This window comes from Micromonospora sp. NPDC049139 (assembly GCF_055586845.1).
Genome location: NZ_JBVJHK010000003.1, coordinates 404312 through 423079 on the forward strand (window position 1 = coordinate 404312; position 18768 = coordinate 423079).

Annotated in this window: 17 protein-coding genes; 10 read left to right on the plus strand and 7 right to left on the minus strand. The window is 75.0% G+C overall.

The genetic code is table 11. The features are described 5' to 3' along the window. Positions 1–7 precede the first annotated feature (7 nt). Positions 8–1285, plus strand: a complete 1278-nt coding sequence (locus ACZ6Q9_RS08650; RefSeq protein ID WP_393452014.1) for an outer membrane protein assembly factor BamB family protein — start codon at positions 8–10, stop codon at positions 1283–1285. Positions 1286–1355: 70 nt separating this feature from the next. On the opposite strand, the gene ACZ6Q9_RS08655 is transcribed toward ACZ6Q9_RS08650, so the two are convergent. Continuing rightward, on the minus strand, positions 1356–2651 hold the full coding sequence (locus tag ACZ6Q9_RS08655; RefSeq protein WP_396828123.1) for a peptidase C39 family protein: 1296 nt from the start codon (positions 2649–2651) through the stop codon (positions 1356–1358). 149 nt (positions 2652–2800) lie between these two features. On the opposite strand from ACZ6Q9_RS08655, the gene ACZ6Q9_RS08660 reads away from it, so the two are divergent. The 4 genes from ACZ6Q9_RS08660 to ACZ6Q9_RS08675 all read left to right on the plus strand — a co-directional run bounded on the left by ACZ6Q9_RS08660 (position 2801) and on the right by ACZ6Q9_RS08675 (position 5668). Further along, positions 2801–3469: a response regulator transcription factor gene (locus tag ACZ6Q9_RS08660; RefSeq protein ID WP_350711019.1), complete on the plus strand. Its 669-nt coding sequence runs from the start codon at positions 2801–2803 to the stop codon at positions 3467–3469. A gap of 56 nt (positions 3470–3525) precedes the next feature. After that, complete coding sequence (locus ACZ6Q9_RS08665) at positions 3526–4707, plus strand: sensor histidine kinase (protein ID WP_396828121.1); 1182 nt, start codon at positions 3526–3528, stop codon at positions 4705–4707. 167 nt (positions 4708–4874) lie between these two features. Beyond that, on the plus strand, positions 4875–5285 hold the full coding sequence (locus ACZ6Q9_RS08670; protein ID WP_393452020.1) for a VOC family protein: 411 nt from the start codon (positions 4875–4877) through the stop codon (positions 5283–5285). Beyond that, complete coding sequence (locus ACZ6Q9_RS08675) at positions 5282–5668, plus strand: VOC family protein (RefSeq protein ID WP_393265314.1); 387 nt, start codon at positions 5282–5284, stop codon at positions 5666–5668. Before ACZ6Q9_RS08670 ends, ACZ6Q9_RS08675 begins: the two co-directional genes overlap by 4 nt. A 47-nt stretch (positions 5669–5715) precedes the next feature. On the opposite strand, the gene ACZ6Q9_RS08680 is transcribed toward ACZ6Q9_RS08675, so the two are convergent. The 4 genes from ACZ6Q9_RS08680 to ACZ6Q9_RS08695 form a co-directional block, all read right to left on the minus strand. Beyond that, positions 5716–6693 carry a hypothetical protein gene (locus ACZ6Q9_RS08680; RefSeq protein ID WP_393452023.1) on the minus strand — a complete coding sequence of 326 codons (978 nt, stop codon included), beginning with the start codon at positions 6691–6693 and terminating at the stop codon, positions 5716–5718. Between the two features lie 162 nt (positions 6694–6855). After that, on the minus strand, positions 6856–8922 hold the full coding sequence (locus ACZ6Q9_RS08685) for a 3-hydroxyacyl-CoA dehydrogenase NAD-binding domain-containing protein (protein WP_393452026.1): 2067 nt from the start codon (positions 8920–8922) through the stop codon (positions 6856–6858). 55 nt (positions 8923–8977) lie between these two features. Continuing rightward, positions 8978–10174 (minus strand): thiolase family protein, encoded by a 1197-nt coding sequence (locus tag ACZ6Q9_RS08690; RefSeq protein WP_396828117.1) that lies wholly within the window; start codon positions 10172–10174, stop codon positions 8978–8980. A 311-nt stretch (positions 10175–10485) separates the two neighbouring features. Next, positions 10486–11814, minus strand: a complete 1329-nt coding sequence (locus ACZ6Q9_RS08695; protein WP_393452029.1) for a ribonuclease D — start codon at positions 11812–11814, stop codon at positions 10486–10488. A gap of 208 nt (positions 11815–12022) precedes the next feature. Here ACZ6Q9_RS08695 and ACZ6Q9_RS08700 point away from each other — a divergent pair, with 208 nt between their 5' ends. Together ACZ6Q9_RS08700 and ACZ6Q9_RS08705 are read left to right on the plus strand one after the other, a co-directional pair. Next, positions 12023–13225, plus strand: coding sequence for a S1C family serine protease (locus ACZ6Q9_RS08700; RefSeq protein ID WP_396828115.1), 1203 nt, complete (start codon positions 12023–12025; stop codon positions 13223–13225). A 78-nt stretch (positions 13226–13303) separates the two neighbouring features. Further along, positions 13304–14140, plus strand: coding sequence for a hypothetical protein (locus ACZ6Q9_RS08705; protein ID WP_396828113.1), 837 nt, complete (start codon positions 13304–13306; stop codon positions 14138–14140). Positions 14141–14157: 17 nt separating this feature from the next. On the opposite strand, the gene ACZ6Q9_RS08710 is transcribed toward ACZ6Q9_RS08705, so the two are convergent. Continuing rightward, positions 14158–14730, minus strand: coding sequence for a DUF3000 domain-containing protein (locus tag ACZ6Q9_RS08710; protein ID WP_357696526.1), 573 nt, complete (start codon positions 14728–14730; stop codon positions 14158–14160). Positions 14731–14927: 197 nt separating this feature from the next. On the opposite strand from ACZ6Q9_RS08710, the gene hemE reads away from it, so the two are divergent. From hemE to hemQ, 3 genes are read left to right on the plus strand one after another with little or no spacing between them, the layout of a single operon-like run. Continuing rightward, positions 14928–16025 (plus strand): uroporphyrinogen decarboxylase, encoded by a 1098-nt coding sequence (hemE, locus tag ACZ6Q9_RS08715; RefSeq protein WP_393452037.1) that lies wholly within the window; start codon positions 14928–14930, stop codon positions 16023–16025. A gap of 5 nt (positions 16026–16030) precedes the next feature. Continuing rightward, the gene (hemG, locus tag ACZ6Q9_RS08720) at positions 16031–17440 is read left to right on the plus strand and encodes a protoporphyrinogen oxidase (RefSeq protein ID WP_396828111.1); all 1410 of its coding nucleotides are present in this window, start codon (positions 16031–16033) and stop codon (positions 17438–17440) included. Continuing rightward, entirely contained in the window at positions 17437–18138 is a 702-nt protein-coding gene (gene hemQ, locus ACZ6Q9_RS08725) for a hydrogen peroxide-dependent heme synthase (protein WP_357696520.1), read from the plus strand. Before hemG ends, hemQ begins: the two co-directional genes overlap by 4 nt. A 163-nt stretch (positions 18139–18301) precedes the next feature. Here hemQ and ACZ6Q9_RS08730 read toward each other — a convergent pair whose 3' ends face one another. After that, positions 18302–18763 carry a GNAT family N-acetyltransferase gene (locus ACZ6Q9_RS08730; protein ID WP_396828108.1) on the minus strand — a complete coding sequence of 154 codons (462 nt, stop codon included), beginning with the start codon at positions 18761–18763 and terminating at the stop codon, positions 18302–18304. Between the last annotated feature and the right edge of the window lie 5 nt (positions 18764–18768).

Sequence of the window (18768 nt, forward strand, 5' to 3'; positions counted from 1 at the left end):
GGCGGGCATGACCCTGATCGACCTCGGCGAGCTGCGCGACGGGCCGGACGGCGAGGCGCCGCTGCCCCGCCCGCCCCGCGCCGTCGGCCGGCCGCTGCGGGTGGCACTGGTGCTCGCGCTGCTCGTGGCGACCCTGGCCGGCGCCGCGCCGACACCGGAGCGGGTCTCGGTCGTCGTGCCGGCCCGCGTCGGGTCCGAGGCGTTCCTCGACGGCGACCGGTTCTACGTGGTCGAACCGGCCGAGGGGGAGCCCGGGGGGACCGTCGAGGTGCGCGCCTACGCCCTGCCCGCCCGGACCCCCGCCGACGGGCGGGCACCGGCTCCCCTTTGGCGCGCCCGCCTCCTCGCGCCTGGCCGGTTCTGGCAGGTGCAGACCGGGCCCGGGGTGGTGCTGTTCTCGGTCACCGGGGACCAGAGCCTCGGCCAGACGATCGCCCTCGACCCCGCCACCGGCCGGGAGCGCTGGCGGCAGGCCGGCTACCACTGGGCGGACGTCGCCGGGACGCTGCTGATGCAGGACGCCGCCGCCCTGCGGTCCGTGGACCCGGCCTCCGGGCGGGCGCTCTGGTCGGTGCCGACGCCGCCCGAGGGGGTGCGCTTCGGCGTCCGCGACGGGCTGGTCGAGCGGTTCGTGCTGGTCACGGCCGACGGGCGGGCGGAGGTGCGCGACCCCCGCTCGGGCGACCTGCTGCACGCGGCGGACCTGCGCCTCGACGGGCAGCCCTCGTTCGGTCAGCCGACGGTCATCGACGACCTGTTGCTGGTCGCTCGGGCCGGCGTGGTGACCGCGTACGGGCTGGACGGGCTGCGACCGCGGTGGGCGGCGCGCGTGCCGCTGGTCGAGCACGTCGTCGACTGCGGCGAGTTGCTCTGCGCCGCCGGGCAGACCGGGGGCTTCCGTGCGCTCGACCCGGCCACCGGCGCACTCCGCTGGACCGCGGAGGGGTGGCTGGGGGTGCTGTCCGGCCGCGAGGGGCGGCTCCTGGCGCTCGCGCCGGGGTCGACCGGGGAGCGGTTCAGCGTGCTCGACGCGGCGACCGGTCGGCAGGTCGCCGACCTGGGCACGTGGCAGCTGATGCCGTGGCAGGACGGCGACCGGCTCCTCGCCGTGCGGCCGGCCGCATCCGGCGGCGGACTGGTGGTCGGCGAGTTGGACGTCGTGGCCGGCCGGTCCCGGGTTGTCGACCTGCTCAGGGACGCCTCCGGGGACTGCCGGGGCGGCACGGAGGCCGTGTTGTGCCGGCTGCGCACCGGCGAGTACGGCGTCTGGCGGTTCGAGGGCTGAGCCCGGGCACGCCGGATGGTCGTCCGGCCCGCGCCGCCGGGTTACCCGTCGGGCTGCTCCGGGTGCCGGGTCACCAGTTGGGCTGCTCCGGCGCCGGGGGCAGCGGCACGCCGGGCGGCCGGAGCACATACGCCACCCCGCCGCTGCCGGCCTGCCAGGCGGCCTCGAACCGGTCCCGGTCGACGGTCCGGCGCACCGCGTCGTCGTCCGGGGCGTACGGGTCGTTGAGCACCGGCGCGCCGGTGTCGGTGAAGCCCACCAGCACCAACAGGTGCCCGGCGGTGTCGTAGTCCAGGCCGGGCACCTGGCCGGCGGTGAACGCGGCGGAGACGATCAGCGGGATGCCGGCCGCCACGAACGCCTCCGCCTCGGCCAGCGAGCGCAGCCGGGTGACGAAGGCGTCTACCCCGTGCAGCCCGGCGTACGCGGTGTTGAAGGGCCAGTTGCCGGCCCCGGCGTAGGCGTGGTCGTAGCAGTGCCGGGCGGCGTGCACCACCACCGGGCGGGGGCCGGCCGGGGCCACCCAGGCGTACCGGTCCGGGGCGGGGGCGGCGTCCCAGAAGGCGAGCACCATCGACGTGCAGGTGGGGCTGCACCAGGAGTCCCCGCCGCCGCCCCACTGCGGGTGCGCGCCGGCGTGCAGCCGCTGCGAGTAGCGCGGCACGTCCAGCACGGTGCCCCAGGCGGCCGGCGTCGTCCGGGCGGCACCGGGTGCGGCGGCCGGGGCCGCGGCGACTCCGGCGGGCCGGGCTTCCGCGCCGGGCGGGGCCGCCACGGATGGTGGACCCTCGGCCGCCGGCCGGGTCGCCGCGGCCTCCGCGCGCGGTGCGGAGGCGACGGCCCCGACCGTACGCAGCACCGGCGTGGTGCCGGCGTCGGCGTCCGCCGGCCGGAGCAGGGTCACCCGGGCCTGCCAGCCGGTGACCGTCGCGCCCGTGACGAGCAGGGTGTCCGTGTCCACCCGGGCGTCGGCGTCGCGCTGCCCGGGCACGGAGGTGCGGCGGAACGCCTCGTCGTCGGCGGCCCAGTCGGCGAGGACGTACCAGCCGGTGGACGGGGCGTCGTCGTGCCAGCCGCGCAGCTCCACCCGCAGCCAGCAGCCGCCCGGGGTCTGCCCGGTCCACGAGGGCACCACGTCGCGGACGGCGAAGCCGGCCGGCACGGGCGGCGAGGTCCAGCTACCCGCGGCGTACCGGCGGGTGCGGCCGTCGGCGTCGGTGTGGTCGAGCCGGTCGACCGGGTCGGCCAGTTCGAGCCCCGCGGGGACGGCGCGCAGCCCGGCCAGGACGCCCCGGTCCGCGTCGTCCGGCAGACGGAAGCCCCGGTAGGCGACGTCCCGCCCGGCCGTCGGCGCCGCGTCGGTCATGCGTCTCCCCGTCCGTCGCGAAGGTTGGTGCCGAAAGCATCGCGTACGACGAAGGTTTTCTGCAACGGTGGCCGGCCCGGACGGCGGGTGCGGCCCGGGTTGGCGGCCCGCACTAGGTTGTCGGGTGGTCAGGGCGCGAGGAGGCCGGGATGCGGGTACTGGTGGTCGAGGACGAGCGCAACCTCGCCGACGCGATCGTGCGGGGGCTGCGCAAGCGGGGCATGGCGGTGGACGTCGCCTACGACGGTGACAGCGGCCACGAGATGGCGTTCGTCACCCGCTACGACGTGGTGGTGCTGGACCGGGACCTGCCCGGCGTGCACGGCGACCAGATCTGCGCGGACCTGGCGGCCTCCGGCGCGCTCACCCGCGTGTTGATGCTGACCGCCAGCGGCACCGTCGCCGACCGCGTCGAGGGGTTGCAGCTCGGCGCCGACGACTACCTGCCCAAGCCGTTCGCCTTCGACGAGTTGGTCGCCCGGGTGCAGGCGCTCGGCCGGCGGGCCACCCCGGCCGCGCCGCCGGTGCTGGAACTCGCCGATCTGGTGCTCGACCCGGCCCGCCGGGTCGCCACCCGGGGCGGGCAGCCGGTCGACCTGACCAACAAGGAGTTCGGCGTGCTCTGCGAGCTGCTCAAGGCGCGCGGCGCGGTGGTCTCCAGCGAGGAGCTGCTGGAGCGGGTCTGGGACGCCAACACCGACCCGTTCACCACCATCGTCCGGGTCACCGTGATGACGCTGCGCAAGAAGCTGGGCGACCCCCCGCTGATCGAGACGGTGGTCGGCGCCGGCTACCGCACGGCGGAGGTGGCACGGTGAGCGCGAGGAGTGAGCCGGTTCTGCGAGCCCTGCGGTCCAAACCGAAGGACCCGGCCGTGCGGAGGCGCCTGCGGCCCACCCTGCGGCTGCGGCTGACCCTGCTCAACGGCGTGCTGCTGGTCGGCGCCGGGGCGATCCTGGTGCTGCTGGCCTGGCTGCTGGTCCGCGACGCGCTGCGCCCGACCGACGAGTTGCTCCCCGGCACGACCGTGGTGCTGGCCGACGGGCGGTCGCTGGACGCCGCGCAGTGGCAGCGGCAACTGGTCGACGCCGCCAGCATGGAGCTGCTGGTCAAGGGCCTGGTGGCGCTGCTGGCGATCAGCGTCGTCGGAGTGGCCGGGGCGTACGCGGTGGCCGGGCGGGCGCTGCGCCCGCTGCACCAGGTCACCGCCACCGCCCGGCGGCTCGGCGAAACCACCCTGGACCAGCGGATCGGCTACTCCGGCGCCGACGACGAGGTGGCCGAGCTGGCGAAGACGTTCGACGCGATGCTGGACCGGATCGCCGCCGCGTTCGAGGCGCAGAAGCGCTTCGTCGCCAACGCCTCGCACGAGCTGCGCACCCCCCTCGCCGTGATGCGTACCGAGATCGACGTGACGCTCAGCGACGACGAGGCGGACGCCGCCGAGTACCGCCGGATGGCCACCGTCGTGCGGGACGCCTCCGAGCGGGCCAACGGGCTGGTCGACGCCCTGCTGGTGCTGGCCCGCAGCGAGGCCCAGGCGGGCCGCCGGCTCGGCCGCCGCACCGAGTGCGACCTCGCCGCCGGCACCGCCAACGCCCTGTCGGCCGTACGCCGGGAGGTGGAGCGGATCGGGTTGCGGGTGCAGACGTCGCTGGAGTCCGCGCCGGTGGTCGGCGATCCGGGGCTGCTGGACCGGTTGGCCGGCAACCTGATCGAGAATGCGGTGCGTTACAACCACCTGCACGGCCGGCTCTGGGTGCGTACGGGCTCGGACGGGTGCCGGTCCTGGCTGGTGGTGGGCAACACTGGCTTCGAGGTGGACCAGGCCGACGTGCCGGGCCTGTTCGAGCCGTTTCGGCGCGGCGGCCGGGAGCGCACCGGCGCGCGCGGCTCGGGCCTCGGGCTCTCCATCGTCCGGGCGGTCTGCGACGCGCACGGCGGCACGGTCAGGGTGATCGCCCAGCCCGGCGGCGGGCTGGAGGTCACGGTGACCCTGCCGGCGGCGGAGGCCGCCCCGGCGGTGACCGCCGAGGAACCGGCCGCCGGGCGGTGACGCGGCACCGGGGGTTGCGGGTCGGGCCGGCCCGATGGAAGGATCATGGCGTCAGCCCGACATCCGGAGGGGGGTGCGTCGAATGTTCACCGTCATGATCTCCGCGCCCCGTCTCGCCGGCTGACCCTCACGCACGCGGGGCGCCTCCATCCGTAGCGGAGGAACCCGTGTATCCACGGATCCACAACATCAGTTTCGATTGTCACGACACCTACGCCCTGTCCGGCTTCTGGTCGGCGGTGCTCGGCTACGCCCGGCACGCCGACGACGCACCGGGCGACCCGGAGGCGGTCCTGCTGCCACCGGGCGGCGACACCACCCCGAGCGTGTTCTTCCAGCAGGTGCCCGAGGTCAAGACGGTCAAGAACCGGGTGCACGTCTGCCTGCAACCGGCCGGTCGGACCCGCGACCAGGAGGTCGAGCGGGTGCTCGGGCTCGGCGCGGTCCTGGTGGACGACCAGCGGCGCGCCGACGGTACGGGCTGGGTGGTGCTCGCCGACCCGGAGGGCAACGAGTTCTGCGTCCTGCGCGGGGCGGCGGAGCGGGCGGGTGCGTCCACCGAGGAGGAAAACCAGTGAGCGCGACCATCCACAACATCGGCATCGACTGCCGCGACACGTATGCCCTGGCCGGCTTCTGGGCGCAGGTCTTCGACTGCCCCCGGCAGCCGGACGACTTCCCCGGTGACCCGGAGGCCATGCTGCTGCCCCCGGGGGGCCCGGAGGTGCTCTTCCTGGCCGTGCCCGAGGGCAAGACGGTGAAGAACCGCCTGCACCTCGACCTGGAGCCCGCGGACCGGACCCGGGACGAGGAGGTCGCGCGGCTGTTGGCCATCGGCGCCACCCACGTCTCCGACAACATCCGCCCGGACGGTTCGGGCTGGGTGGTGCTCGCCGACCCGGAGGGCAACGAGTTCTGCGTGCTGCGCAGCGCCGCCGAGCGGGCGGCCACGGCGGGCTGACGCGACAGGGCCCGTCACCGGTGGTGACGGGCCCCTGCCTGCTCGGGTCAGTACTTCTGCTCGATCTGGCCGCGGATCTCGACGAACTCCGCCGCCGCGGCGGCCGAGGACGAGAAGAACATCACGATGATCCCGACGCTGCCGTGGTCGGCCCACGCGCAGACGCCCAGCGGCACGTCGGCGGACTCGCCGTCGCCGCACCTGGCCTCGCCGCCGTTCGGGCCCGGGGCGATGCTGGTCAGCCTCTTGACCGCCAGCTCCTTGGAGATCCCCTTGACCGCGTCGTCGAGTTCACGCTCGGGGTTGAGCACGAAGGTGGAGGCCGCGACCACCATGACCATGTCGCGCTCGTCGGCGCTGCCGTAGAAGGCGCCGGCCACGCCCGTCGCCTGGGGCACCGAGGACTTCAGTTCCCGCACCATGTCGTCGGCCAACTTCTTCAGCGTCGGCTCGGTGCTCTGCGGGCGGCCCGCGAGGGTCTCCGGCGTGACGACCCGGATCCGGGGGGTGGAACTGGTCTCCGGGGACGGGGTGGCCTCCGACGACGGCGCGGCGCTCGGCGTGGCGCTCGACGCCGGGGTCGCCGTCGCCGTCGGCGTCGGGCTCACGACCGGGGTGTCGTTGTCGGAGAGGGCGACGTAGCCCACGGCGCCCCCGCCGAGGCAGAGCACCAGCAGCCCGACGATGCCCAGGGTCAGGACCAGGTTGAGGTGCGACCGCGCGGGCCCGCCAACCGGCTGGGGCGCGCCGGCGTACTGCGGCGGGTAGCCGGCGTACGGGGCGGGTGGGAAGCCCTCCTGCGGCGTGACGGGATATCCGCCGTACGGCTGGGTGGGGTACGGGGCCGCGGGGGAGCCGGAGGCCGGCGCGGCGGACCAGCCGCCGTGGTGCGGCGGCTGCCCGCCCGACGGCGGCCAGCCCTCCGCCGGTGGCACGGGGTAGCTGTCCGGCTGCGGCGGGTGGAAGTCGTAGTGGGTGTCGTGCTCGTGCTGCCCGGACCAGGGATCGACCGGCGGTGAGGACATGGATCAGCTCCAGGCGACGTTGCGAACGCGTGATGGTAGCCAGCCACAACTGCGTCCCGCTATCCCCTTCCCGACCGGGCGGGCCGCAACGACGATCGCGGTGGCCGCCACCATCCAAGCCGGACGGGGCGACCACCGCGAACGCGGGGGAGCGGGGTGGACTCAGGCGGGCAGGCTGGCGACCCCGCGCGGCAGGAACCGCTGGCCCGTCACCTGCTCCGAGGTGCCGGTCCGGTCCAGGTACGGCGTGACGCCGCCCAGGTGGAACGGCCAGCCGGCACCGAGGACCATGCACAGGTCGATGTCCTGCGCCTCGGCGACGACGCCCTCGTCGAGCATGAGCCGGATCTCCTGGGCCAGCGCGTCGAGCGCGTTCTGGCGCACCTGCTCGGCGGTGAGCGGCTGGTCGCCGACCACCAGCAGCTTCGCCACCTCGTCGTTGACCTGGTCGTCGACGACGATCGGCTGACCGGAGTCGGCGATCCGCTTGAGGTTCTCGCTGACCCCGAACCGGTCCGGGAACGCGGCGTGCAGGGTACCGCCCACGTGGTACGCGACGGCCGGCCCGACGAGCTGGAGCAGGGCGAGCGGGCGCATCGGCAGGCCCAGCGGGTCCAGCGCGCTGTTCGCCACGTCCAGCGGGGTGCCGGCGTCGACGGCCGCGAAGACGGTGCCCAGGAAGCGGGTGAGCAGCCGGTTGACCACGAACGCCGGCGCGTCCTTCACCAGCACCGAGGACTTCTTGAGCTGCTTGCCGACCGCGAAGGCGGTGGCGAGGGTGGCGTCGTCCGTCCGCTCGCCCCGGACGATCTCCAGCAGCGGCATCATGGCGACCGGGTTGAAGAAGTGGAAGCCGACCACCCGCTCCGGGTGCTCCAGCTCGGCCGCCATCGCGGTGACCGACAGCGACGAGGTGTTCGTCGCCAGCACGGCCTCCGGCTTGACGATCTTCTCCAGCTCGGCCCAGACCTGCTTCTTGACGTTCAGGTCTTCGAAGACCGCCTCGATGACGAAGTCGGCGTCCGCGAAGACGCCCTTGTCGACCGAGCCGCTGACCAGGCCGTACAGCTTGGCGGCGGTGCCCTTGTCCATCCGGCCCTTGCTGACGGCCTTCTCGATCTGGGTGTGCACGTAGCCGACGCCCTTGTCGACCCGGGCCTGGTCCAGGTCGGTCAGCACGACCGGCACCTGGAGGCGGCGGGCGAAGAGCAGGGCGAGCTGGCTGGCCATCAGGCCGGCGCCGACGATGCCCACCTTGGTGACCGGGCGGGCCAGGCCCTTGTCCGGCGCGCCGGCCGGCCGCTTGGCCCGCCGCTGCACCAGGTCGAAGGCGTACAGGCCGCTGCGCAGCTCCTCCGAGAAGACCAGGTCCGCCAGGGCCTCGTCCTCGGCGGCGGTGCCGGTCGCGAAGTCGGCGTCCTTCGCCGTCTCCAGCAGGTCTAGCGCCTTGTACGCGGCCGGGACCGCGCCGTGCAGCCGCTGGTCCAGGGTCGACCGGGCGAAGTAGAGCACGCCCGCCCACATGTCCTTGTCGACCTCGGGACGGGTCACGGTGACCTCGCCGCGGACCACGCCGGCGGCCCACTCCAGGGACCGCTCCAGGAAGTCCGCCGGCTCCAGCAGCACGTCCGCGATGCCCATCTCGGCGGCCTGCTTCGGCTTGAGCATCTTGTTCTGCATCAGCGGGTTCTGGATGACCACCTGGGTCGCCGCCGGGATGCCGATCAGGTTCGGCAGCAGCTGGGTGCCGCCCCAGCCGGGGACCAGGCCGAGGGAGACCTCGGGCAGGGCCAGCGCCGCGGCGCCGCCGGAGAGCGTCCGGTAGTGGCAGTGCAGGGCCAGCTCCAGGCCGCCGCCCATCGCCGCGCCGTTGACGAAGGCGAAGGTCGGGATCTCACTGTCCCGGAGCCGGGCGAAGACCCGGTGGCCGAGCCGGCCGATCTCCAGGGCCTGCTCGCGGTCGGCGAGCTGCGGGAGGCTGGTGAGGTCCGCGCCCACGCAGAAGACGTACGGCTTGCCGGTGACCGCGATGAACGCCGGGTTCGCCGCCACGGCGGCGGTGATCGCCTCGTCCAGGCTGGTCAGGCCACCCGGGCCGAAGCTGTTCGGCTTGGTGTGGTCGAAGCCGTTGTCCAGGGTGATCAGGGCGGCCGGCCGGTCCAGCCCCGGTACGTTCACCTGGCGCAGCAGCGCCTTGGTGACGACCTCGTTCGGTGCGGCGAGGCTCACTGCGTCTCCTTCGTTCGCGACTGCGGGACTCGCAGGCCCGGCTCGTTCCTCGCGCTCACTTGTCTCCAGCCTCCCAGTGCGGGTTCTCCCAGATCACGGTGCCGCCCATGCCGATGCCGATGCACATGGCGGTGAGGCCGTAGCGGACCTCCGGGTGCTCGGCGAACTGTCGGGCGAGCTGCGTCATCAGCCGTACGCCCGAGGAGGCGAGCGGGTGACCGATGGCGATCGCGCCGCCCCACGGGTTGACCCGGGGGTCGCCGTCGGCGATGCCGAAGTGGTCGAGGAAGGCGAGCACCTGCACGGCGAACGCCTCGTTCAGCTCGAACAGGCCGATGTCGTCGATGGTCAGGCCGGCGAGGCGTAGCGCCTTCTCGGTCGACGGGATCGGGCCGACGCCCATCACCTCGGGCTCGACGCCGACGAAGCCGAACGAGACCAGCCGCATGGCGACCGGCAGGCCCAACTCGCGGGCGACGTCCTCGGAGGCGAGCAGGCTGGCGGTGGCGCCGTCGTTCAGGCCGGCCGCGTTGCCCGCGGTGACCTTGCCGTGCGGGCGGAACGGGGTCTTCAGGGTGGCCAGCTTCTCCAGCGAGGTGTCCCGGGGCGCCTCGTCCACCGTGGCCAGGCCCCAGCCGCCGTCGGCGTCGCGGATCGCCATCGGCACCAGGTCGTCCTGGAGCTTGCCGTTGGCGTACGCCTTCGCGGTCTTCTGCTGCGAGGCGAGCGCGAAGGCGTCGGCGCGCTCCTTGGTGACGTGCGGGACGCGGTCGTGCAGGTTCTCCGCGGTCGCGCCCATGACCAGCGCGGACGGGTCGACCAGCTTCTCGGCGACGATCCGCGGGTTGGGGTCGACGCCCTCGCCCATCGGGTGACGGCCCATGTGCTCGACGCCCCCGGCGATGGCGACGTCGTACGCGCCCATGGCGATGCCGCTGGCGACGGTGGTCACCGCGGTCATCGCGCCGGCACACATCCGGTCGATCGCGAAACCGGGGACGGTCTTGGGCAGGCCGGCCAGCAGGGCGGCCGTGCGGCCGATGGTCAGGCCCTGGTCGCCGATCTGGGTGGTGGCGGCGATGGCGACCTCCTCGACCCGCTCCGGCGGCAGCTGCGGGTTGCGGCGCAGCAGTTCGCGGATGCAGCGGATCACCAGGTCGTCGGCGCGGGTGTTGGCGTACATGCCACCCGCCTTGCCGAAGGGGGTGCGGACGCCGTCGACGAAGACGACATCCCGGACTTCACGGGGCACTGGAGCCTCCTTTTCGACCATGACTCGGCCTCCGCGCCGACAGGCGGCACGACGGACCGAATGAAGGTCGCCGGCACGGGCGTGTTCCCCCGGATGCTACTCGCCAGTAACCACCGCCGGCACCCACCCCCATGTGGCCAACCCCACACCACCCCCACCCCCGGTCCCCACCCCCCACCCCACCCCCACCCGGTGCGCCGCGTTGATCATGAAGTTGTTGTTCGACACGCCGGGGGCGGCGACAACAACTTCATGATCAACGCGTGGACCCGTAGCGGGCGGGGGCGGGTGGGGCGGGGTGGGGGTGGGGGTCAGGTGGGTGGGGGTGGGTCGGTTAGGGCCTCGGTTAGGTCGGGGAGGAGGAGGTTGATCTGCCACTCGCGGGCGTTGAAGCCGCGCAGCGTCTCCGCCACGGTCTCCTCGGTGACCTCCTCGGGAGGGACCCAGGCCAGGCGGCGGATCGAGTCGGGGGCGATCAGGTTCTCCGGGGGCAGGCGGTGGGCCCCGGCGATCCGGACCACCACCTCCCGGCACCGGGCCAGTCGGGCCGCCGCCACCGGGTCCCGCTCGGCCCAGCGGTGCGGCGGCGGGGGACCCTCGACCGTCGGGGCGACCGGCAGCGCGTCCTCCGGCAGTTGCCGGGCGTCGTCCAGCGCCGCCAGCCAGGTGCGGGCCAGCCGCCGCACCGAGCGGCCGCCGAATCCGGGCAGGGTGAGCAGGGTCTTCTCGTCCTTCGGGTCCAGCTCGGCCGCCGCGACGATGGCCGAGTCCGGCAGCACCCGCCCCGGGGCGGCGTCCCGTCGGGCCGCGATCTGGTCCCGGGCGTACCAGAGGGAGCGCACGCGCGCCTGCGCGCGCGCCCCGCGCACCCGGTGGATGCCGGAGGTGCGGCGCCACGGCTCGGCGCGGACCCGGGGCGGCCGGGCGCCGGTGCGCACCAGCGCGGCGAACTCCTCCGCCGCCCAGGCGGACTTGCCCTGCCGGGTCAGCTCCTCGTCGAGCGCGTCGCGCAGGTCGACCAGCATCTCCACGTCCAGCGCCGCGTAGGTGAGCCAGGACTCCGGGAGGGGGCGGCTCGACCAGTCGGCTGCCGAGTGGTGCTTCTCCAGGCTGTAGCCGAGTAGCTGCTCGGTCAGCGCGGCCAGGCCGACCCGCTCGAACCCGGCCAGCCGGGCGGCCAGTTCGGTGTCGAAGAGCCGGCGCGGGCGCAGCCCCACCTCGGCCAGGCAGGGCAGGTCCTGGCTGGCCGCGTGGAGGACCCACTCGGCCTCGCCGATCACCTCGTCGAGGGCGGTGAGGTCGGGCAGCGGCAGCGGGTCGATCAACGCCGTGCCGGAGCCGGCCCGGCGCAGCTGCACCAGGTATGCCCGCTGGCTGTAGCGGTAGCCCGAGGCCCGCTCGGCGTCCAGGGCGACCGGGCCGGTGCCGGCGGCGAAGCGGGCCACGACCTCGGCGAGCTCGTCCGGCGTGGCCGCCGGCTGGGGTGTGCCCTCGCGCGGGGCGGTCAGCGGAACGGGCCCGTCGGCGTTCGGTTCGGTACCCGCGTCCTCCGGCTCCGGCCGGGCCGACGGCGGGTGGTGCGCTTCGTTTCCCGTACGGCTTTCGGCGGCCCGACGGCGCAGGGGTGGTTCGTCGGTCACCTGACAACCCTAGTGCGCGACGCGATCCGACGGGTGCAGCCGGTCCGGTGCGTGTCGATCGGACGGTCGGCCGGAGCCTCCCCCCGGCCGGACATCGGGGAAGACAAACCCCTTTCGCGCAGGTACGGTCCATCGAGCCGTTTGCGCCGGTACGGCATCATCAGGCCCCGGGACACCGCGGGGCGGCTACGGGGAGGGCAAGGCGATCATGACTGCTGGCTACGGGTCGGCGGACACGGGTCCGGCGGGGCCGGGCGACGGGAGCTACCGGCCGGGGCCGCTGCCGCCCCGGATCGAGCCGCCCGCGCCGGCGTACCCGCAGAACGTCCCGGGACAGGCCCCCGCCGCGCCGCCGCGGACGACCTGGTCACCGCCGCAGCAACAGGGCCAGTGGGGCGCCGCCCCGGTCGCCCCCGCCGGCTGGGGGCAGGGGGGCGCGCCGTCCGCCACCCCGACAGCCCCCGGCGGCCCGACGTCCGCCGGAGTCGCCCCGGGCACCGGCTGGCCTCCCGCCGCCGGCCAGGCGTCCCCGGGTGCCCCCGGGCAGCCGCCCGTGCCCGGCCAGCCGCCGGCCGCCGGGCCGGCCCAGCCGTACCCCGCCGGTCCCGTCCAGGCGGGCGCCGCGCCGGCCTCCCGGGGCCGCTGGCTGACCGTCACCGCGCTCGTGCTCGCCGGCCTGCTGGCCGTGGTGACGGGCGTGCAGGCGTACCAGATCCACCGGCTCTCGGACCGGCTCGGCGACACCGACCGCCGGCTGGACGCGGCGCAGGCGGCCGACGGGACCCGGCTCGACGGGCTGGAGAGCCGGGCCGAGGCGCTGGAGAAGCAGGCGGGCGCCGCGTTCAACCCGGAGGCCGTCGCCAGCGCGGTGCTGCCCAGCGTGTTCCGGGTCCGGGCCGGAAACTCCACCGGCACGGCGTTCGCCATCGGCAAGCCGGCCGCCGGCGGGGGCACCAACCTGTTCACGAACTACCACGTGGTGGAGTCGGTCTGGGAGGCCGGCGAGCGGGAGGTCTTCCTGGAACGCACCGACCAGCGCTTCCCGGCGACCATCGTCCGGGTCGACGAGGCGAACGACGTCGCCCACCTGCGGACCACCGGCAAGTTCACCGGCCTGGTCGCCGCGCCGGCCGCCGTGAAGTCCGGGCAGCAGATCGTCGTCGTCGGCGCGCCGCTCGGCCTGGAGGACAGCGTCACCACCGGCGTGGTGAGCGCCTTCCGCGAGGCGGGCGGCGGCCAGGGTCCCGTCGTCCAGTTCGACGCCCCGATCAACCCCGGTAACTCCGGCGGCCCGGTGATCAACGGCAGCAAGCAGGTGGTCGGCATCGCCACCGCCAAGGCCCGCGACGCCGAGGGGATCGGCCTCGCCGTGCCGATCAAGGTCGCCTGCGACGGTTTCAAGATCTGCTGACCCGGTCAGCACCCGACCCGTACCCACCCGGTCCGGAGGACCATGCCGCCGGACCAGCTCACGTGGAGGAAGAACGACATGTCCCAGCCACCGACCGGGCCGGGCGGCTACCCGCCGTACCCGCCGCAGCCGCCGGCCGCGCCCGGTCAGCCGCCGTCGGGCGGCGTCCCGCACGGCACCACCTACGGCACCCCCCGCCAGCACACCCCCGAGCAGGCCGTGCCGCAGCAGTACGGCACCCAGCCCGCCGGGTCCTCCGGTTATCCGCAGTCCGCGCCGCCCGCCGGGTCCTCCGGTTATCCGCAGTCCGCGCCGCCCGCCGGGTCCGGCTACGCCCCGGCCGGCACGCCGGCTGCCGCGCCCCAGGCCGGCCAGGTCTCCGTCCCGCCCGCCTTCGGGCAGCCGATGTCCGTGCCCCCCGCGTCCGGGCCGGCGTACGGGCAGCCGATGTCCGGCCCGCCCGGGGCCGCCCCGCCCTTCGGCGCCCCCGCGTCGGGTGCCGGCAAGAGCCGTAAGGTGCTGGTCCTGGCCGTGGTGGCCGGGCTGCTCTTCGTCCTGGGCGGGGTGATGACCGGCCTGTTCGTCAGCACGAGCAGCGAGCTGGACCGCACCGAGAAGAAGATGGCCAGCGAGGTCAGCCAGCGCGACGGCACCATCGCGGCCAACGGCAAGGAGATCGAGAAGCTCAAGGCCGACCTCCAGTCGGTGAAGGACAAGCTGGACGACACCGAGCAGGACCTCACCGGCACCCGCAACGACCGGGACGAGCAGGCACGGCAGAAGAAGGTCATCGCCAACTGCCTCGACAAGCTCACCACCGCGCTCGGCGCGGCGGCGGCCGGCAACAAGGCGGCCTACGACAAGGCCGTCCAGGGCATGGACAAGATCTGCAACGAGGCCGAGAAGTATCTGTGAGGTGACCCGTCGCGGGGTCAGGCCGCGCCGGCGGGGCGACGCTCCGGCAGCGCGGTCACCCCGGGCGGGGGCAGCCCGGCGGTCGAGGCCAGCAGCGCGCACCAGGCGAGCAGATGCGGGGCGAGGTCGTCGTCGACCGGCGTCCAGGAGGCGCGGATCTCGATGTCGCCGGCCGCGGGGGGCCCGGCCAGGTCGCCGAACCGGGTCGACATGGTCTGGGTGATCGTGCCGCCGATCGCGGTGTGACCGGCGTCCTGCGCGTCCAGGGCGTCGGTCAGCCACGTCCAGCCCACCCCGGGCAGCAGCGGGTCGGCGGCCAGGTCGACCTCCAGCTCCGCCGTCACGTAGGTGACCAGCCGCAGGGTGCCCCGCCAGGCCTCGTGCCCGGCCGGGTCGTGCAGCAGGATGAGCCGCCCGGAGGCCACCTCGTCGCCGTCGCGCACGACGGTGGCGGAGAGCGCGAAGGCGTACGGGGCGAGGCGCTGCGGCGCGCCGACCTCCTCCAGCACGATTTCCGACCGGGGTGCCGCGGACCGCAGCCCGGCGACCGCGCGGGCGAAGGTCTCCGGGAGCGCGATCGGGGGGGCCATGCCGGCAGCCTATGCCCGGCAACCCGCCGCCGCCGGAAACGGCACGCCGGGAGGCGGCCCTCCCGCGGCCTGCGTGCGACGGCCCGGCGGGCCGGGGAAGCCCCGCCGGAGGCGCCTCCGTCCGGGCGGGCTGACGGGGGTCACAAAAGGCGGCGCTGCCCGCTGCCGCGAGCGTGCCGCGTGGCACGATGGCCGCGATGACCACCACCACGACGGGCGACGACGCCCGAGACGAAGACACCCGCTCCGGCGGACCGGCCGACTCGCCCTTCGTCCGGGCCTGCCGGCGTCGGCCCGTCCCGCACACCCCGGTCTGGTTCATGCGGCAGGCCGGCCGGTCGCTGCCGGAGTACCGCGAGATCCGGGCCAACGTGGCGATGCTGGAGTCCTGCCGCCGCCCCGAGTTGGTCACCGAGATCACCCTCCAGCCGGTACGCCGGCACGGGGTGGACGCCGCGATCCTGTTCAGCGACATCGTCGTGCCGGTCGCCGCCGCCGGGGTGGACCTGGACATCGTGCCCGGCACCGGCCCCGTGGTGGCCGAGCCGGTGCGCACCCTGCCCGACGTGGAACGGATCCGGCCGATCACCCGCGACGACGTCTCCTACGTGGACGAGGCGGTCCGGCTGCTCGTCGCCGAGCTGGGCGACACCCCGCTGATCGGCTTCGCCGGCGCGCCGTTCACCCTGGCCAGCTACCTGGTCGAGGGCGGCCCGTCGCGCACCCACGCGAAGACCAAGGCCCTCATGTACGGCCAGCCGGAGCTGTGGCACGCGCTCTGCCGCCGGCTGGCCGAGGTGACGCTGGAGTTCCTGCGGGTCCAGGTGGCCGCCGGGGTCTCCGCGGTGCAGCTCTTCGACTCGTGGGCCGGCGCGTTGTCCGAGGCCGACTACCGTCGCTTCGTGCTGCCGCACTCCGCCGCGGTGCTCGCGGGGCTGGCCGACGCGGGCGTGCCCCGGATCCACTTCGGGGTGGGCACCGGCGAGCTGCTCGGCGCGATGGGCGAGGCCGGCACCGACGTGGTCGGCGTCGACTGGCGTACGCCGCTGGACGTGGCGATCCGCCGGATCGGCCCGGACAAGGCCGTGCAGGGCAACCTCGACCCGTGCGTGCTGCTCGCGCCGTGGCCGGTCGTCGAGGGCGAGGTGCGGCGGATCCTGGAGCAGGGCAGGGCCGCGCCCGGGCACGTGTTCAACCTGGGGCACGGCGTGCTGCCGGAGACCGACCCCGACGTGCTGACCCGGGTGGTGGCCCTGGTGCACGAGCTGTCCGCCCAGCCGGCGGACCGGGGCTGAGCGGCATGCGGGCACCATGGCGGGTGGCGGTGGTCGGCGGCGGGATCGCCGGGCTGGCCGCCGCGGTCCGGTTGCGCGACCGCGCCCCCGCCGACACCGAGATCACCGTGTACGAGCAGTCCGGCGCGCTCGGCGGCAAGCTGCGCACCGGCGAGCTGGCCGGCTCGGCGGTGGAGTTCGGGGCGGAGTCGTTCCTGATGCGCGACCCGGCCGGGGGCGAGTCCGCCGCCGTGGCCCTGGTCCGCCGGCTCGGCCTGGGCGAACGGATCGTGCACCCCACCGTCGGGCAGGCCGCGCTGGTGGTCGACGGCGCGCTGCGCCCGATCCCGGGCGGCACGCTGGTGGGCGTACCGGGGGATCTGGAGCGGGTGACCACGGTCGCGCGCCCGACGGCGGACGCCGATGTCGACGCCGGCCGGCCGCTGCTCGGCGCGGACGACGACGTCTCGGTCGGCGCGCTGGTCCGGGCCCGGTTCGGCGACGAGGTGGCCGACCGGCTGGTCGACCCGATGCTCGGCGGCGTCTACGCCGGCCGGGCCGACGACCTCTCCCTGGTGACCACCATGCCGGCGCTGGCCCGGGCCGCCCGGGTGGAGCACACCCTGGTGGGGGCGGTGCGTGCCGCGCAGGCCGCCGCTCCCCGGTCGCCGGGTACGCCGGTCTTCGGCACCCTGGCCGGTGGGCTCAGCACGCTGGTCCAGGCCGCGGCGGCGGCGAGCGGGGCGACGATCCGGCGGGACGCGGCCGTGCGCGAGCTGACCCCGACCGGGGCGGGGTGGCGGCTGACCGTCGGCCCGACCCGCGACCCGGAGCTGGTCGACGTCGACGCCGTGGTGCTGGCCGTGCCGGCCCGGCCGGCGGCGCGGCTGCTCGGCGCTCCGGCGCCCGCGGCGGCCGAGCGCGTCGGTGAACTGGACTACGCCAGCGTCGCGCTGGTCACCCTTGCGCTGCCCGAGCCGGAGCTGCCCGAGCTGTCCGGCTTCCTGGTGCCCAACACCGAGGGGCTGCTGATCAAGGCGTCGACCTTCTTCACCACGAAGTGGGGGCACCTGCGCCGGGCGGACGGGCTGGCGCTGGTCCGCGCCTCCGTCGGCCGGTACGGCGAGGAGCGGCAGGTGCAGCGCACCGACGAGGACCTGGTCGCCACCGTGCACCGGGAGCTGTCGGCGGTGCTCGGCGTGCCGCTGCCCACCCCGGTCGCCGGGCACGTGCAGCGCTGGGGCGGGTCGCTGCCGCAGTACACCCCGGGTCATGCCGACCGGGTGGCCGCCGCGCGGGCGGTCCTGCGGGCGCAGCACCCGACGCTCGTCCTAGCCGGCGCCGGGTACGACGGCGTCGGCATCCCGGTCTGCGTCCGCTCCGGTGAGACGGCGGCCGAAGAGATCATCACAGCACTGGGAGGATCGGGGACATGACCGAGCAGACCAACGCGGCCCGGCTGCGGGAGCTCAACGCCAGCATCCGCTACACCATGTGGTCGGTGTACCGGGCCAGCAGCCCACTTCCGTCGCTGCGCGAGAACGTCACCGGCGAGGTCGAGACCCTCTTCGAGGAGCTGGCCGGCAAGGACGTGGTCGTCCGCGGCACGTACGACGTCTCGGGCCTGCGCGCCGACGCGGACCTGCTGATCTGGTGGCACGCCGCCTCCAGCGACGCCCTCCAGGACGCGTACCTGCGGTTCCGTCGCACCACCCTGGGGCGGGCGCTCACCCCGGTCTGGTCCCAGATGGCCCTGCACAGGCCGGCGGAGTTCAACAAGAGCCACATCCCGGCGTTCCTCGCCGGCGAGGAGGCCCGCTCGTACGTGTGCGTCTACCCGTTCGTCCGCTCCTACGAGTGGTACCTGCTGCCGGATGCCGAGCGGCGCGAGCTGCTCGCGGAGCACGGCAAGTTGGCCCGTGGCTACCCCGACGTGCGGGCCAACACGGTCGCCTCGTTCGCGCTCGGCGACTACGAGTGGATGCTGGCGTTCGAGGCCGACGAGCTGCACCGGATCGTCGACCTGATGCGCGACCTGCGAGCCGCCGGCGCCCGCCGGCACGTGCGGGAGGAGATCCCGTTCTACACCGGCCGCCGCCGCTCGGTCGCCGACATCGTCAACGGCCTCGTCTGACGTAGGGCCCGAGACCGACCCGCACGGCGCTGTCGAGCTGCCCCGCCGGGTGGGGCGGCGGCCTTTCCGGCGCTGGTCTCACCGGTGGGGCAGCTCGACAGTGACCCGAGGGGGCTGGTCCACCGGACGGCCCGGCGCCTCGCTCTGCCGGAGGATGCCGCATCTACTTGCGTTGGTCAGTGCCTTCCCGGCGCATCGGGGTGTGCGGGATGCCGTCCTCGACGTAGCCGGGGCCGCTGACGGCGAAGCCGTGCCGGGCGTAGAAGTCGACCAGGTGGGACTGGGCCTCCAGCACGCACGGGCGGTCGCCGACCACCTCCAGTGCCGCCGCCATCAGCCGGCCGGCGTGCCCGCCGCCGCGCGCCCGCGGCGTGACCACCACCCGCCCGATCCGCGCGACGCCGCCCGGGTCGGCGAGGATCCGCAGGTACGCTGCCGGCGCGCCGTCGTCGTCGAGCCACAGGTGCCGGGTGCCGGGCTCGACGTCCCGCCCGTCGAGTTCCGGGTACGGGCACGCCTGCTCGACCACGAACACGTCGATCCGGAGCCGGAGCAGGTCGTGGAAGGTGAGGGCGTCCAGGTCGGCGAACGAGGCGACCCGGATCGGAAGGTTCTGCTGCGGCATGCCGC

Excerpts from the sequence above, each read along its gene's own strand:
- ACZ6Q9_RS08730 (WP_396828108.1), bottom strand. The coding sequence starts at position 18,763 with ATGCCGCAGCAGAACCTTCCGATCCGGGTCGCCTCGTTCGCCGACCTG.
- ACZ6Q9_RS08700 (WP_396828115.1), top strand. The coding sequence starts at position 12,023 with ATGACTGCTGGCTACGGGTCGGCGGACACGGGTCCGGCGGGGCCGGGC.
- ACZ6Q9_RS08680 (WP_393452023.1), bottom strand. The coding sequence starts at position 6,693 with ATGTCCTCACCGCCGGTCGATCCCTGGTCCGGGCAGCACGAGCACGAC.
- ACZ6Q9_RS08705 (WP_396828113.1), top strand. The coding sequence starts at position 13,304 with ATGTCCCAGCCACCGACCGGGCCGGGCGGCTACCCGCCGTACCCGCCG.
- hemG (WP_396828111.1), top strand. The coding sequence starts at position 16,031 with ATGCGGGCACCATGGCGGGTGGCGGTGGTCGGCGGCGGGATCGCCGGG.
- ACZ6Q9_RS08650 (WP_393452014.1), top strand. The coding sequence starts at position 8 with ATGACCCTGATCGACCTCGGCGAGCTGCGCGACGGGCCGGACGGCGAG.
- ACZ6Q9_RS08655 (WP_396828123.1), bottom strand. The coding sequence starts at position 2,651 with ATGACCGACGCGGCGCCGACGGCCGGGCGGGACGTCGCCTACCGGGGC.
- hemQ (WP_357696520.1), top strand. The coding sequence starts at position 17,437 with ATGACCGAGCAGACCAACGCGGCCCGGCTGCGGGAGCTCAACGCCAGC.
- ACZ6Q9_RS08710 (WP_357696526.1), bottom strand. The coding sequence starts at position 14,730 with ATGGCCCCCCCGATCGCGCTCCCGGAGACCTTCGCCCGCGCGGTCGCC.
- hemE (WP_393452037.1), top strand. The coding sequence starts at position 14,928 with ATGACCACCACCACGACGGGCGACGACGCCCGAGACGAAGACACCCGC.
- ACZ6Q9_RS08660 (WP_350711019.1), top strand. The coding sequence starts at position 2,801 with ATGCGGGTACTGGTGGTCGAGGACGAGCGCAACCTCGCCGACGCGATC.